Below are 15,125 nucleotides of genomic sequence, written 5' to 3' on the forward strand. Positions count from 1 at the left end.
AAATAATATGTCTGGTGGCTATAGCAAAGAGGTCACACCTGTTCCCATGCCGAACACAGTAGTTAAGCTCTTTTGCGCCGATGGTAGTTGGGACTTTGTCCCTGTGAGAGTAGGACGTCGCCAGGCTGTTATTTATATAAGAAATACATTTTTAACATTATCGCGGGGTGGAGCAGTCTGGTAGCTCGTCGGGCTCATAACCCGAAGGTCGCAAGTTCAAATCTTGCCCCCGCAACCAAACGATTCTTACTTTAGTAATGAGCGATAATTATAAGGTAAGATATTTTTTGCTGTTGCAAAAAAATCTGTGGTCCGGTAGTTCAGTTGGTTAGAATGCCTGCCTGTCACGCAGGAGGTCGCGGGTTCGAGTCCCGTCCGGACCGCCATTTCAATTACTCATACATAAAACCTTAGGAGATAATCCTAAGGTTTTTTTATAGATAAGAAATAACCATGGCTTTATGTTTCACACTACTCCTATAGTCGTAGAGTCAAAGCAAATGAATGAAGCCTGAGTAGCTAAAAAACAAAATAACAAACAAAAACACATATGATATTTCGTTAATTTTTTCATTTTAATATGCTTTTTGCTATGATGGTATTATTACATAGAGCAATGGGGTTTTTAGATGGATGAGTTTGATTTCATAAAAAGGATTCAACCAAAGAGCTATAAACAATCCAATTTAATAAAAGGAATCGGTGATGATGCTGCTGTTTTTAGGCAATCCTATCAAGACACGGTTACTGCAGTAGATACATTAGTTGAAAATGTTCATTTCTCTAGGAAGACAATGGAACCGTATCATATTGGCTATCGAGCATTAGCTGCTAATATTAGTGATATGGCTGCAATGGGTTGTAAACCTGCTTTCTATCTAATATCAATTGTTATTCCTCCATCATGGGCTGAAAGCGAGTTAGAGGAAATTTATCTAGGAATGACTGCAATCGCTCGTCAATTTCAGATGGATTTAATTGGTGGGGATACTGTATCAGGGAAAGAACTAGTTATTTCTGTTACCATTATCGGGTTTGTAGACCGAAATAAGGCTAGATATCGTAGTGATGCCAAAGAAGGCGATGTTGTTTTCGTAACGGGCTCCCTTGGTGATTCTGCAGCGGGGTTTTATTTATTATCTAACTTTGATCAACGAGATAGATTAACTTATCAGTATTTGATTAATCGCCATCGAATGCCATTTCCGAGAGTTCAGTTTGCAAGTGGGCTGCATTCATTGCAACGAGTGTGTTTAAATGATGTTAGTGATGGAATTGCTAGTGAAGCAAATGAAATTGCAGAAGCATCGCATGTTACAATGAAGATAGACTATGAACAACTACCTATCGATAAATCATTGTTAGACTTTAGTCGGGAGCAACAGGAGTCCTGGGTACTTTCTGGTGGAGAAGATTTTGAACTAATAGGCACAGTTTCCGAGTTAGAGTGGCAAAAGCTAATTGAAATAGCTGCAAAGCAAAATGTACCAGTTACAGCAATAGGAAGAGTGACTGGACATGATCATAAGGGTAAGGTTTTTTTGGCGAAAGACGGACAAACCAAATTATTAAGGAAATCTGGTTATACACATTTGAAATAGGTGAAGCAAATGAACAAATATGTATTTGAAACAATGACCGAAGCAGAAACAATTCGTTTAGCAGGAAAGTTAGCCACATTACTACGGCCTGGTGATGTAGTTACATTAGAAGGTGGACTAGGTGCTGGTAAAACAACTTTTACAAAAGGAATTGGAGCAGGTTTAGGTGTTACGAGAACCATTAATAGTCCTACGTTCACAATTGTAAAAGAATACATTGGGGAACTGCCTCTTTATCATATGGATGTGTACCGCTTAGAAGGCAGTGAAGAGGATATTGGCTTTGATGAGTATTTCAATGGGTCAGGTATCTCAGTGGTAGAGTGGGCATCCTTTATTGAAATGTACTTACCAAAGGAACGATTAGATGTTGAAATGAAAGTCAAAGATGAACACACAAGAATTATTACGTTTTATCCAAAGGGTGAAGCCTTTGAAGAGATTTGTAAGGAGTTAGCTCGATGAATATTTTAGCAATAGATACGTCAAATCAAACGATGGGTGTTGCTGTGCTTAAGGCTGGTCGATTAGCAGGTGAGTATATAACAGATGTGAAAAAAAATCATTCCGTTCGCCTTATGCCAGCAATTAATCAACTTATGTCAGATGTTGAACTGCATCCAAAAGACTTAGATAAAATAGTCGTTGCCAAAGGCCCGGGCTCGTATACCGGAGTTAGAATTGGTCTTTCAACAGCAAAAACAATGGCTTGGACTTTAGGTATACCAGTTGTCGGTATATCTAGCCTAGAAGTTGTTGCCTTGCACGGTATTCTGTTCAACCAACAAATATGTTCTTTTTTCGATGCAAGGCGTGGCTTAGTCTATACGGGCTTATATCAAGGTGATTCTATCAATGAACTCAAACCGATTTGGGATGAAGAAAATGTTTTATTTGAGGAATGGTTAATCCGTTTGAAGGAAGAAGGTAAACCAACCGTCTTCTTAAGTCAGGACATCGAGTTGCACAAAGCTATAATTGAAAAAAGTATGGGTGATTTAGCAATCATTCCTGATGATGTGTACCATGTTCCTCGACCTAGCTTGCTTGCATTTGCAGGTATGGAGAAACAGCATGATTCTGTTCATGCTTTAATTCCTAATTACCTCCGTTTAGCTGAAGCAGAAGCGAATTGGTTGAAACAGCAGGAGAAAGAAAATAATGGGTAAGATCATTATTCGTCAAATGCAACTATCAGACATAAATCAAGTGCTTGAAATAGAACAATCTTCATTTGGATTACCATGGACAGAGGAAGTGTTTCAACGCGAACTTACTGAGAATCCGTATGCACTGTATTTTGTAATCGAGAACAACGAACGAATATTTGGCTACTGTGGAATGTGGTTAGTTATTGATGAAGCACAAATTACTAACATTGCTCTATTACCAGCCTATCGAGGAAGAAAGTATGGGGTCGCACTCTTTCAATATGTAATCAATCAAGCAATAGCGCTAGGGGCAAGTAAACTTTCCTTGGAAGTAAGGGTTTCAAACATGGTAGCGCAAAAACTTTATCGACGATTTGGCTTACAACCAGGTGGCATTAGAAAGAATTATTATACAGATAACAACGAAGATGCTTTAGTAATGTGGGTGAATTTATGAGTGATCAATACATATTAGCTATAGAAACTAGTTGTGATGAAACAGCTTGTGCGGTTGTCAAAAATGGAACAGAAATCGTGGCAAATGTTGTGGCATCTCAAATTGAGAGTCATAAACGATTCGGTGGGGTAGTCCCAGAGATTGCTTCAAGGCATCACGTCGAGCAGATGACAATCGTTTTAGCAGAAACGTTAAAGAAAGCGCAATTAACGATCGATGAAATGGATGCCATTGCTGTAACAGAAGGACCAGGATTAGTAGGTGCGCTATTAGTGGGGGTGAATGCTGCCAAAGCACTTGCCTTTGCAAAACAAAAACCACTATTGGGTGTCCATCATATTGCCGGACATATTTACGCCAACCGTTTAACGAAAGAATTTGAATTTCCGTTACTCGCACTAGTTGTTTCCGGTGGGCATACCGAACTAATTTTAATGAAAGAACATGGGGTATTTGAGATTATTGGAGAAACAAGGGACGATGCAGCTGGTGAAGCATATGACAAGGTCGCTAGAACACTTGCGCTTCCTTATCCAGGTGGCCCGTTAATTGATCAGTTAGCTAGTGAAGGGGACGACACGCTTCATTTTCCCCGCGCATGGTTAGAAGAAGGGTCCTATGACTTTAGCTTCAGTGGATTAAAGTCAGCAGTTATCAACAAGCTCCATAACGCAGAACAACGTGGCGAAGAAATTAAGCGTGAAGATGTCGCTGCAAGCTTTCAAGCAAGTGTTGTCGAGGTGTTATCCACAAAAACACATAAGGCTGCCAAACAATATGGCGTTAAACAAGTAATTGTTGCTGGTGGTGTAGCAGCAAATAAAGGCTTAAGGGCAGAGCTTAACCGAATATTTGCTCAAGAAAACATGGAATTATTAATACCACCACTCCACTTATGCACAGATAATGCAGCAATGATTGCTGCAGCTGGCAGTATAGCCTATCATCTAGGACACCGGGCAGATTGGGATTTAAATGCAAACCCTAGCCTTAGCCTGGAACGTTATTCGCTAAGAAACAAAAGAGATAGCTGCAATTAACAAAAACGAAACCACTTGTTCTTTAATGTGGACATCTTTTGTGGAAAACTCTAAAGTTATATCTGGACATGGTTTATCAACATATAATCAACGGATTTATTGTTGTGGACAAATGGAATCATAACCTTTTAAACGCTTAGATCATCTATGATCTAAGCGTTTTCTATTTAAAAATGATAGACTTTAGCAAAACGAAAAAGCACTTTTTCTTGAAGGAAAAGAAAGTATAAAAAAGTCCAAGCGTGGATAACATCCAGCGACAGCCACGTCCAGCTTCAGCGCCTACCCTTCGAGTTGTAAGACAAGCCTCTACATGGCAAAGACCGCCATTACGAGGCTTGTCTTACGCTTTTCAGGGGTGGGCAAGGCGCTTGCGCTTTTGTTCCAAAAAGCATAGTAAAAAGACAGCCTTCTACAAATTATTACATTTATCAACAAGTAAAGCTAGGATATGTGGATAATACAAAAGGAAAACTGATCTAACAATGTTTGTCCTGTAGATAAAATTTGTGGATAAACGGGTGAAATGTTGTGGATTGTGTGAATAAAGCTGTTGAAAACTGATATAATCACGTATTAATTGTGGATAATGCTGTGGGTAGTTGGGATAACTATTTAAAAACTACTGTTTATAACATTTTTTTATCAAATTAGACAAATATGCAAAATAAGTCGGCCTATGGCAGTCAACTAATTCACTATTCATCCACAAATTCCACAGCTGTCGTTTTTACATACCCAAATAACAAAACAAGCGAACCTTATATCGTAAGGTCCGCTTGTTTATTAATCATCATGAAGCTGTTCCCATTCTTCCATTAGGCTTTCAAGTAGCTGATTGTTTTTTTCATTTTGTTCGGTTAATTCGAGTGATTTTTCATGATCTTGGAAAACTTCTGGCTCACATAATTGTTTTTCATTTTGTTCAACGGCTACTTCTAGCTGTTCAATTTCTTGTTCAATCTCTGCAATTCGTCGTTCTTTTCTTCGCTGTTCATTTTTCAATTCTTTTTCCTGTTCAAAAGTTAGCTTTGCATCTGATACAACAGGACTCGCTTGTTTATGTTGTTGTTCGTTTAATTCACGTAGCTCTTGTTCCTCTTGTTTTTTCTCCACATAATAATCATAATCGCCGAGATAAACTTTAGAAGAATCGGGCTGCATCTCAATAATTTGTGATGCAATTTTATTTATAAAGTACCGGTCATGGGAGACAAAAAGAATAGTGCCAGGAAAATCAATCAACGCAGCCTCTAAAACTTCTTTGCTGTCGAGGTCTAAATGGTTGGTAGGTTCGTCTAAAATAAGGAAATTTGTTTTTTCCATCATTAACTTGGCTAGGGCTAATCGTGCCTTTTCCCCTCCACTAAGAGCTGATACAGGTTTTAACACATCATCACCTGTGAATAAAAAGTTACCTAACACCGTACGAATATCCTTCTCATTCATTGTTGGATAATCATCCCATAGTTCGCTCAATACCTTTTTTTTGGAATTGATTCGTGTCTGCTCCTGGTCGTAATACCCAATTTGCACGTTTGTTCCATATTGGATAGTTCCAGCACTTGTTTTTAGATCACCAATAATCGTTTTCAATAAGGTTGTTTTGCCTACACCATTTGGTCCAACTAAGGCAATACTGTCTTGTCTTGAAACATTAAATGATAAGTTTGCAAAGATAGGCCTTTCTCCGTCATCATATTGAAAGGCAAGGTCTTTTATTTTTAGTACGTCATTTCCACTTCGACGGGTAATGTCGAAGGAGAATTTAGCAGATGCCTCATCCCCGTCAGGCCGGTCCATCATATCCATTTTCTCAAGCTGCTTCCGTCTACTTTGGGCACGTTTGGTAGTAGATGCCCGGACGATATTTTTTTGGACAAAGTCTTCGAGTCGTTTAATTTCTGCTTTCTGCTTCTCGTACTGCTTAACATCACGCTCATAATTTGCTGCCTTTTGCTCAAGATACTTACTGTAGTTACCGTGAAATTTGGTTGATCTATTTCGAGAGATCTCATAGACAATATTTATCGTTTTATCTAAAAAATATCTGTCGTGGGAAACAATAACGACAGCACCCTTATAATTATTCAAGTAGTTTTCAAGCCAAGATAACGTTTCAATGTCGAGATGATTGGTCGGTTCGTCCAAGATGAGGATATCTGGTTTTGATAGAAGCAGCTTTCCTAAGGCAAGTCTTGTTTTTTGGCCACCACTAAGCTCATTGATTGACGTATCCAGGTCGTAATCAGCAAAGTGCAAACCATTTAAGACAGCTTTAATGTCTGCTTCATATTGATAACCACCACGTGTTTTAAATTCTTGTTGCTTTTGGTCATAGGAAGAGAGTAACTGTTGGTAAGCTTTTTCGTTTTCTATTAAACTTGAGTCACCCATCATTTGTTCCATGTTTCTTAATTCTTTTTCCTGTTCTAGTAAATGACGGAACACATCAAGCATTTCTTGCCAAATAGATTGGTTAGACTCCAATCCTGTGTCCTGGGCTAAGTAACCAATTGTTACATCTTTTGGTCTATGAATCATTCCTTCATCATAGGAAAGTTGACCAGCAATAATTTTTAACAAGGTTGATTTGCCGGCACCATTTCGACCAACAATGCCGATCCGTTCATTCGATTGTACCTCTATTTTTATATTTGATAAAATAAGCTCTGCGCCATATTGTTTCGTTAAATTATTTACTTGCATTAAAATCATATAAGTTCACCTCGGTGCATTAAGTGTATCGCACCAGTATTTAATGTAGCAAGTAGCAAGTTTAGCTAATTAACAGATGCTGTTTTCGTATTTTGAGAGATAAGAAACCACTGGCTTTCTGCTGCCACCAATAGCTCTTATTAATTTGTATGTGTGTTTCTTATTGAGTTCGTGATTAATTTCACTATATGGTGTACTTATTTTTAACCAAATGAGGTAGAATAGAGAAAAAGATTATTACTTTCCTACCTAAGGTTACATATATATTACTCTAATAAGGGGAAATGAACATGGCAGATCAGCATAAAATACCTCAGGCAACAGCTAAACGATTACCATTATACTATCGATTTCTAAATAATCTCCACATCCAAGGAAAGTCACGTGTGTCGTCGAAAGAATTAAGTGATGCAGTAAAGGTGGATTCTGCGACAATAAGAAGAGATTTTTCTTATTTTGGTGCTTTGGGAAAAAAGGGATACGGATATAATGTTGAATATCTTTTGGGGTTTTTCCGAAAAACACTTGATCAAGATGAATTAACTAATATAGCTTTGATCGGTGTTGGTAATTTAGGTACTGCCTTCTTACATTATAATTTTACAAAAAATAATAATACGAAAATCCAAATGGCATTTGACGCAGATCCAAATAAGATAGGCGGAAGCATTGATGATGTTCCAATTTATAGTATCGATGAACTTGAAGATAAGCTAAAAGATGTACAAGTTGCAATCCTGACAGTTCCTGTTTCGGTTGCCCAAAGTATTGCAGATAGATTAGTCAATTGTGGTGTAACTGGTATTTTAAACTTTACACCGGCCCGAATTACCGTACCAGATGGAATCAGGGTTCATCATATTGATCTTGCAGTTGAATTACAGTCACTCGTTTATTTCATGAAACACTATCCACTAGAAACCCTCGAGGAATAGTTGAGCTAATAGTATTCCCGATTGGATAAGGAAATATCACTTTACCAAGTCCGAATACAGCCCTAATTCGGTCAGGAAAAGACGGTGTTCAGTCAATTTCGACAGTTAACTGGAGCGGAAATCAACATAGCATTATATAAAAACTATGCTAGCAACAACAGTCTTATATAGCGTAAAAAGACAGATGCCATCGATGCATCTGTCCTTTACTATTTTAATCCTAAGTATTTTTCTTTGCTCGTTTAATTTTAAAATATAAATTTACCAATCGAATGGATACTACAAAATCTAGTGTTGCAAATACGCAGAGAGTAATTGTAATGAAATTAAATAAATTATCCTCTACCGATTGTACGGCAATATAGATAAAGAATACTCCCATAGAAAAATAGAAGGAAGCCATAGCAAGTGGTGATAGTCTCATTTAATGATTAGCCTCCAAAAAAGATCATTTGCTGCAGTTGGTTAACCTTATCTAGCATTTTTTCCATTTCTTCTGGGTCGGTATTGTATTGTGCCAAGACAGTAATGCTGTTCATCGCCATATGGGTGATAATGGGTACGATAATACGCTTTGTTTTAACATAAAGGTAGGCAAAGACTAGACCCATTGCTGTATAGGTCAGAATGTGTGCAAAGTCATTATGGACCAAGGCAAATATAAAGGCTGAACCAAGTGCTCCAATTATTAAATTTGTTCGCTTATAAATGGAACCGAAGATAATCTTACGGAAAATTATCTCCTCAAGTATTGGTGCAATAATCGTTACAACAATAATAAAGATGGGGACTGCTCTCGCGATATTCATGATATTCATAGTATTTTCTGAACCAGGCTTAATACCAAATACATATGTCTCCAGTGTCACAGCAATCGATTGTGCAACGAAAGCCATAACCACACCTATAATACTCCAAGTAACAATGGAACCAATCGCAGCTCCTTCTATACGGTCTTCATTTAATGCGTGGTTCATTTCCCCTCTTAACAAGTAGAGGATAATAATAAGGGCAACAGCAAAGCTAAAAACACTCCAACTAGCAACAAGTGTTGTTTGATCAATCTTTATTATGTCTAGCAATGGTACGGTAATAATACTAGAAAACTGCATACCAATGTAAATAAGTATGATATACCAATATTTTCTTGGCAAAGAAAAACAACCCCTTTATCAGATTTTCATAAGTATTCATCGGATTAATAAGGGTGTTCATACTAATCCATCAAATACATTCAGCAATTCAATTACATTGTACGTATTTTAACACACATTTAGAATAATTTTAAAACAGTTAGTCCAAATTAGATATGTTGTCTTGAAATTATTGCCAAAGCAATTTTTGAGAAAAATGTCGAAAAAAAATAATAGGGAATACTTGCAAAAATACTATCTATTAATTATTATAATAATTGTGTTAGCACTCTTTAGAGTTGAGTGCTAATAAAAAAATATATAAACCATTCGATTTAAATTAAGGAGGGTTTCACATGATTAAACCACTTGGTGATCGCGTAGTTATCGAACTAGTAAAGCAAGAGGAAAAAACGGCTAGCGGTATCGTACTTCCGGATTCTGCAAAGGAAAAGCCACAAGAAGGTAGGGTAGTTGCAGTTGGTTCAGGACGTATAACAGAGAACGGGGAAAGAGTTGCTCCTGAAGTTGCTGAAGGTAACATTGTTATCTATTCAAAATTTGCTGGTACAGAAGTAAAATACGAAGGTAATGAATACTTAATTCTTCGTGAAAGTGACATTTTAGCTGTTATTGGTTAATCGGTTAATTAATAGCGGAGAACATTTATTTTATAACATAATAAATTCTTGTTTATGAGGAGGGCTTTTACAATGGCTAAAGAAATTAAATTTAGTGAAGATGCTCGCCGCAGAATGCTTAAAGGGGTAGACACACTAGCTAATGCGGTAAAAGTAACACTTGGACCAAAAGGTCGTAACGTTGTCCTTGAGAAGAAATACGGTTCACCACTAATCACTAATGATGGTGTAACAATCGCTAAAGAAATTGAATTAGAAGACCATTTTGAAAATATGGGTGCAAAGCTAGTTGCCGAAGTTGCATCTCAAACAAATGATGTTGCAGGGGACGGTACAACAACTGCAACAGTTCTTGCTCAAGCAATGATTCAAGAAGGCTTGAAAAACGTAGCTTCAGGTGCTAATCCTGTTGGTGTTCGTCGTGGTATCGAACAAGCAGTTAAAGTAGCTACAGAAGAACTTCGTCAAATCTCTAAACCAATCGAAAGCAAAGAATCGATTGCTCAAGTAGCAGCTATTTCATCTGGTGATAATGAAGTAGGTCAATTGATTGCAGAAGCAATGGAACGTGTAGGTAACGATGGTGTTATCACTATTGAAGAATCTAAAGGATTCAACACTGAACTAGAAGTAGTAGAAGGTATGCAGTTTGACCGTGGTTATGCATCTCCATATATGGTTACAGACCAAGATAAAATGGAAGCAGAACTAGAAGACCCATACATTCTAGTAACTGATAAGAAGATCAATAACATTCAAGAGATTCTACCAGTACTAGAGCAAGTTGTACAACAAGGTAAGCCACTTCTACTAATCGCTGAAGATGTAGAAGGTGAAGCTCTTGCTACTCTAGTTGTAAACAAACTTCGCGGTACATTTAACGCTGTTGCTGTTAAAGCTCCTGGCTTTGGTGACCGTCGTAAAGCGATGCTAGAAGATATTGCTACTTTAACTGGTGCAGAAGTAATTACAGAAGATCTAGGCCTTGAGCTTAAGAGCGCAAGCATCGAGCAGTTAGGTCGCGCTACTAAAGTTGTTGTTACAAAAGAAAATACAACAATCGTTGAAGGTGCCGGAGACCCAGAAAAGATTTCTGCTCGTGTACAACAAATCCGTACACAGTCAGAAGAAACTACTTCTGACTTCGATAAAGAAAAACTACAAGAACGTCTTGCTAAGCTTTCTGGTGGTGTTGCAGTAATCAAGGTTGGTGCTGCTACTGAAACAGAATTAAAAGAGCGTAAGCTACGTATCGAAGACGCATTAAACTCAACTCGTGCAGCTGTTCAAGAAGGTATCGTATCTGGTGGTGGTACGGCACTAGTTAACGTATATAACAAAGTCGCTGCGTTAAATCTTGAAGGTGATGAAGCTACTGGTGCAAACATCGTACTTCGTGCACTAGAAGCTCCAGTTCGTCAAATCGCTCATAACGCAGGATTAGAAGGTTCTATCATTGTAGAACGTCTAAAGAACGAAGAAGTTGGCGTAGGTTTCAACGCTGCTTCAGGCGAATGGGTAAACATGATCGAAGCTGGTATCGTTGACCCAACAAAAGTTACTCGTTCAGCTCTTCAAAACGCAGCATCTGTTGCAGCAATGTTCTTAACAACTGAAGCAGTAGTTGCAGACATTCCAGAAGAAGACGCTGGTGGCGGCATGCCAGACATGGGCGGCATGGGCGGAATGGGCGGCATGATGTAACCTGCCCCCTCAACCCTTGATATATAAGGATTTGTTGGTAAGGTGAGATTGGTTTGCTAACATTTTGCTAACATTGGAGATATTAACGGAGGCTTCTCATGAGTTCAGCGAACTTTTGAGAGGCTTCTTTTTTCATTTCTTCCGTAACATGGAGATAAACATTTTTCGTAATTTGATCGTCAGTATGCCCAAGACGATCCATGATTTGTTCGAGTGAAACACCCGCTTCGGCAAGCAGGGAGGTGTGCGTATGCCTTAAGCTGTGTGGTGTGAGTTCTTGGGCTAAGGCAAGTAACCGGGCCATTCGGTTTTGAACTGTCTTGATAACAATGGGATAACCATGTTGCCTTTCCATTTTGGCAAAAATAAAGTCTTTGTTGTAATAAACGTCACCAACTTGCTCCATGAGTTTCTTCTGCACTTCTTTATGTTCTTGCAAAGCACTAATAACCATTTCATCGACCACAATTTTTAGTCGTGATTTTTTCGTTTTTGGTGTCACTAACTGATAGTTCTTCGTATTATTATTTGGATTATAATACGTTTTGGTAATACTGATGGTGTGGTTCAGGAAGTCAATGTCCTTCCACTTTAATGCGACCAATTCTCCAACACGAATTCCTGTGTAGGAAAGGATAAGGAACACCAAGTAATCAAGTTCTAATCCATAATTCTTGGCTGTTTCTAAGAACAAGGCAAGCTCTTCCTTTTCCAAGTACTTAGGAACTTCCTCCTCTTCCAACTGTTCAATCGTTTTCTTATCCTTCTTTACATAAGCAAATTCCGTCGGATCCTTCTTAATTACCTCCAGCTCCAGTGCCTTTCGAAAAATCATTCTTCCCGTCTGATTAATCCCGTCTCTAGTACTATCGGAATACCCTTGGTCCTTTAAATCGTTTAGAGCATCTTGGTACATTTTTCTTGTGATGTCTTTCAATTTTAATTGGGCGAAGTAGGGTAACAATTTTCCGATTTCATGGAGACGAACTCTGATAGTTCCAGGCTTTACCTCTTTCGATTCACTGTAGATTGTAAGCCATTCTTTTGAAAAGTCATTGAACGTTTGGTCCGTTTCTTCCACATATGTTCCTTGACTTAACTCATAAATGAGAGTGGTCGCAGCGGCTTCCGCTTCTTCGTGGGATGGAAAACCACTTTTTGTCTTTTGTTTCCTTTTTCCAGTAAGAGGGTCTTTCCCGATATCCACGACAAAAGCCCATTTCGCACCGCAAATACACTTTTTCTTTCTCTTGCAGGTGCATCCTCTTCTGAAGATGTGTCCTTTAATTTCATTGAATAACCTCGCTTTCTAGATAAGATTTTGTTGCTAAAAGTACATTATTTCCAAGGCGAAAGTAAAAATTAATTCAATCAAATTAAGAAAAGTCATCAAGATTGGAGTTTGTTGTCTTTTTTTGTCGAATATATAGAAAAAAGGTTTACACTAATATAAGTTATATATAATGGTAAAAAATACCGATAATAATATGTAGTAGGTGAAAAAATGGAAATTCCTGATTTTTTTGACGATTATCACTTACCTCCTGGAGAACATGAATGCACAATGAAAGAAATTGAACAGAGATTTTTAAATAATGAAATGCGCACATTCAGATGGGATAAGTTTATAATTTTACTAAAAAGGATATGTGAGTTAAAACTTGAACCTGAGGTAGTACTTATTAATGGAAGTTTTGTAACAGGAAGAAAAGAACCTGGAGATGTTGATTTTGCAGCATTAATACCAGCAGAAACCGTTATAAATGCTAAATCAATTGCGATTGATAATCATGATATTTCTGGTATAGAATTATTTTTAAATCTACAAGCTCAAGGTGTCATAAGAGATTTGTTCGGAGCTCACATGATAGTGGCTGACTCGGACTTTATGTTAAAACAAGCTAGTAATATTTTTAAGAAAGGTCTTAATGGGAAGCTAAGGCAAAAAGACCCAAATCGTGACCCGGAGTGGGTAGAAATCCCCGAACAAAAAGGAATATTAAAAGTTGGAAAAAGTGATATACTAAATTATATAGGAGGTGAATAAAATGGTTTCTCAGGTAAATCAAGAAATTTTTAGTACGATAGAGGATTTAAAATTGGCTAAAGAAAATCTTAATAGGATTAAAAGTCAATATATAAATGAACCCGATATTCTGAATTTTTATCTTCATTCTGCTAAAGACATGGTTAAACAACTTGAAAATCATTTGGAATTCCTTCTAAAAACAGAAACTGGAAGTGACTATACAATAAATACTATAGACGATGATATTGACGTTTGGATTAGAATCGAAGGCGAAAGCTTCCAAGATGGGACTGGTCCAATTAATGTTATAGGATCCTACTTACAAAAATTAAATACTGCAGCTAGACATAGTACTAAACTAATTAAGAATAGAATAGATGATCTTAAAGATATTAATGTAATTCCTTCTTTTGAATTGGCTGCCACCGCCAAAGGAAGTTTAAAATTAGGACTGAAAAATAAACTACCAAAAGAATTTTACGCTACAAAATTTGAACAGCAAACATTATTCGATGAAGATTTAGATAAAAGGTCTGATCTTATTTATAAATTGAATAAAGTTAATCATCAGGGAATTAATGTACTTTTTAAAGCTTTGGCTTCCGCAAATGATGAATCAGTTATTGAAGAATTGACAAATGATTTTGGACCAGATGATGTCATAAAGCTCATACATTATGCACAAGAGTTAGCACCTAGTTCAAGGTCATTAATTGATAATATTTCGTTTGAAGGTCAAGACGTTAGGTTTACCGGTTATGAGTTAAAAACTAATAAAGACACAAGGAAAATTCTTAAAGAAAGAGCAAAAGCTCTTTTTAATAATAAAGAATTTGTAGAAGGAAGTGCGTTTATTAGATCTTATGCTGTTGATGCTGATAAAGATTATTATCAACTGGAAGCAAGACCTTTTAAACATGAATCTCAGAAGATCGAAAGTATTGAACTAAGAGCAAATAAAAAGCTATTTAACTTCAATGAAGAACAAGTTTTCGACACGCTTATTTTTATTACTGGTTTCCTGTATTACAACTCTAACAAGCAACCTACTTATATCGAATTAGATTCAATTAATTTTGATGAATTTGAAGATTAAAAAAAGGAACACGAAAATGCTTTAAAAGTTTCATGTTTGAGGTGCACATTGGTAACCAATATTACTGTTTTTATCATAATGTGTATTTTTAGTAATACTAATTCCAATTGAATAATTTTGAAGACCATTAAGATATTAATATGCAAACGTCTTAATGGTCTTCTTCAATTAATGAGGTTATTTACAGTATGATTTTCCACCGTAAGTAAAGATACAAAAATACTAAAATTTGATGAATACTAAGCGATTTCCATATAGTCATCAAATTTGTCAGACGTTTCTCTCTTTACTGGATCTGTAACGTGAAGGTATATTTTCCTAACCATTTCATCATCAAAATGACCTAATCGTTCCTTAATGTTCTCAAGTTGCACCCCAGCTGCTGCAAGAATTGAAGTGTGAGTATGACGAAGACTATGAGGTGTAAGTTTTGAATTAAAATGAAAATGCTTCCTCGCTATTTAATGTTGAGTTTAATGTTTCATAAGGTTGACCATACTGGGTAGATAATATCAAATTACCTAGGAGTCGATTGCCTTATGATAGATTTTCAAGAAAAATATAACGTATTTCAATCTGCATTAGAAATTCCTGAACCATGGTATGTTTTTCACCATGAA

The 15,125-nt window shown here is 37.0% G+C and carries 15 protein-coding genes, 2 tRNA genes and 1 rRNA gene; 13 read left to right on the forward strand and 5 right to left on the reverse strand.

Annotated elements, in window-relative coordinates; translation table 11 throughout:
• The first annotated feature begins 10 nt into the window (after window positions 1–10).
• From rrf to tsaD, 8 genes are all read left to right on the forward strand, one after another.
• Window positions 11–126: ribosomal RNA gene (gene rrf / locus NC799_RS17185) — 5S ribosomal RNA — on the forward strand.
• 35 nt (window positions 127–161) lie between these two features.
• Window positions 162–238: transfer RNA gene (locus tag NC799_RS17190), tRNA-Met, on the forward strand.
• A 71-nt stretch (window positions 239–309) separates the two neighbouring features.
• A tRNA-Asp gene (locus tag NC799_RS17195) sits at window positions 310–386 on the forward strand.
• Between the two features lie 243 nt (window positions 387–629).
• Entirely contained in the window at window positions 630–1,601 is a 972-nt protein-coding gene (gene thiL, locus NC799_RS17200; RefSeq protein ID WP_272447661.1) for a thiamine-phosphate kinase, read from the forward strand.
• A 9-nt stretch (window positions 1,602–1,610) separates the two neighbouring features.
• Window positions 1,611–2,066, forward strand: a complete 456-nt coding sequence (gene tsaE, locus NC799_RS17205; protein WP_272447662.1) for a tRNA (adenosine(37)-N6)-threonylcarbamoyltransferase complex ATPase subunit type 1 TsaE — start codon at window positions 1,611–1,613, stop codon at window positions 2,064–2,066.
• Window positions 2,063–2,770 (forward strand): tRNA (adenosine(37)-N6)-threonylcarbamoyltransferase complex dimerization subunit type 1 TsaB, encoded by a 708-nt coding sequence (gene tsaB / locus NC799_RS17210; protein ID WP_272447663.1) that lies wholly within the window; start codon window positions 2,063–2,065, stop codon window positions 2,768–2,770. The genes tsaE and tsaB overlap by 4 nt, the downstream gene beginning before the upstream one ends.
• The gene (gene rimI, locus NC799_RS17215; RefSeq protein ID WP_272447664.1) at window positions 2,763–3,209 is read left to right on the forward strand and encodes a ribosomal protein S18-alanine N-acetyltransferase; all 447 of its coding nucleotides are present in this window, start codon (window positions 2,763–2,765) and stop codon (window positions 3,207–3,209) included. The genes tsaB and rimI overlap by 8 nt, the downstream gene beginning before the upstream one ends.
• A complete protein-coding gene (gene tsaD, locus NC799_RS17220) occupies window positions 3,206–4,249 on the forward strand; it encodes a tRNA (adenosine(37)-N6)-threonylcarbamoyltransferase complex transferase subunit TsaD (protein WP_272447665.1) in 1,044 nt (347 codons plus the stop codon). Before rimI ends, tsaD begins: the two co-directional genes overlap by 4 nt.
• A gap of 786 nt (window positions 4,250–5,035) precedes the next feature.
• On the opposite strand, the gene NC799_RS17225 is transcribed toward tsaD, so the two are convergent.
• A complete protein-coding gene (locus tag NC799_RS17225) occupies window positions 5,036–6,967 on the reverse strand; it encodes an ABC-F family ATP-binding cassette domain-containing protein (protein WP_272447666.1) in 1,932 nt (643 codons plus the stop codon).
• 290 nt (window positions 6,968–7,257) lie between these two features.
• Between NC799_RS17225 and NC799_RS17230 the strand changes: the two genes are divergently transcribed.
• On the forward strand, window positions 7,258–7,902 hold the full coding sequence (locus NC799_RS17230) for a redox-sensing transcriptional repressor Rex (RefSeq protein ID WP_417006703.1): 645 nt from the start codon (window positions 7,258–7,260) through the stop codon (window positions 7,900–7,902).
• Window positions 7,903–8,122: 220 nt separating this feature from the next.
• On the opposite strand, the gene NC799_RS17235 is transcribed toward NC799_RS17230, so the two are convergent.
• Together NC799_RS17235 and NC799_RS17240 are read right to left on the reverse strand one after the other, a co-directional pair.
• Entirely contained in the window at window positions 8,123–8,326 is a 204-nt protein-coding gene (locus NC799_RS17235) for a DUF4305 domain-containing protein (protein ID WP_272447668.1), read from the reverse strand.
• A 7-nt stretch (window positions 8,327–8,333) separates the two neighbouring features.
• On the reverse strand, window positions 8,334–9,056 hold the full coding sequence (locus NC799_RS17240) for a CPBP family intramembrane glutamic endopeptidase (RefSeq protein ID WP_272447669.1): 723 nt from the start codon (window positions 9,054–9,056) through the stop codon (window positions 8,334–8,336).
• 335 nt (window positions 9,057–9,391) lie between these two features.
• On the opposite strand from NC799_RS17240, the gene groES reads away from it, so the two are divergent.
• Both groES and groL read left to right on the forward strand, forming a co-directional pair.
• Entirely contained in the window at window positions 9,392–9,676 is a 285-nt protein-coding gene (groES, locus tag NC799_RS17245) for a co-chaperone GroES (RefSeq protein ID WP_272447670.1), read from the forward strand.
• A 72-nt stretch (window positions 9,677–9,748) separates the two neighbouring features.
• Window positions 9,749–11,380 (forward strand): chaperonin GroEL, encoded by a 1,632-nt coding sequence (groL, locus tag NC799_RS17250; protein WP_272447671.1) that lies wholly within the window; start codon window positions 9,749–9,751, stop codon window positions 11,378–11,380.
• A gap of 82 nt (window positions 11,381–11,462) precedes the next feature.
• Here the strand turns inward: groL and NC799_RS17255 are convergent, their stop codons facing one another.
• Window positions 11,463–12,668: a site-specific integrase gene (locus NC799_RS17255; RefSeq protein WP_272447674.1), complete on the reverse strand. Its 1,206-nt coding sequence runs from the start codon at window positions 12,666–12,668 to the stop codon at window positions 11,463–11,465.
• A 216-nt stretch (window positions 12,669–12,884) separates the two neighbouring features.
• On the opposite strand from NC799_RS17255, the gene NC799_RS17260 reads away from it, so the two are divergent.
• Window positions 12,885–13,427, forward strand: coding sequence for a DUF6932 family protein (locus NC799_RS17260; protein WP_272447672.1), 543 nt, complete (start codon window positions 12,885–12,887; stop codon window positions 13,425–13,427).
• 1 nt (window position 13,428) lies between these two features.
• Window positions 13,429–14,505: a hypothetical protein gene (locus tag NC799_RS17265; protein WP_272447673.1), complete on the forward strand. Its 1,077-nt coding sequence runs from the start codon at window positions 13,429–13,431 to the stop codon at window positions 14,503–14,505.
• Window positions 14,506–14,744: 239 nt separating this feature from the next.
• On the opposite strand, the gene NC799_RS17270 is transcribed toward NC799_RS17265, so the two are convergent.
• On the reverse strand, window positions 14,745–14,966 hold the full coding sequence (locus NC799_RS17270) for a tyrosine-type recombinase/integrase (RefSeq protein WP_334313871.1): 222 nt from the start codon (window positions 14,964–14,966) through the stop codon (window positions 14,745–14,747).
• Window positions 14,967–15,125: the final 159 nt, after the last annotated feature.

The sequence above is a fragment of the Aquibacillus salsiterrae genome (genome assembly GCF_028416595.1).
Lineage (GTDB): Bacteria > Bacillota > Bacilli > Bacillales > Amphibacillaceae > Aquibacillus_A > Aquibacillus_A salsiterrae.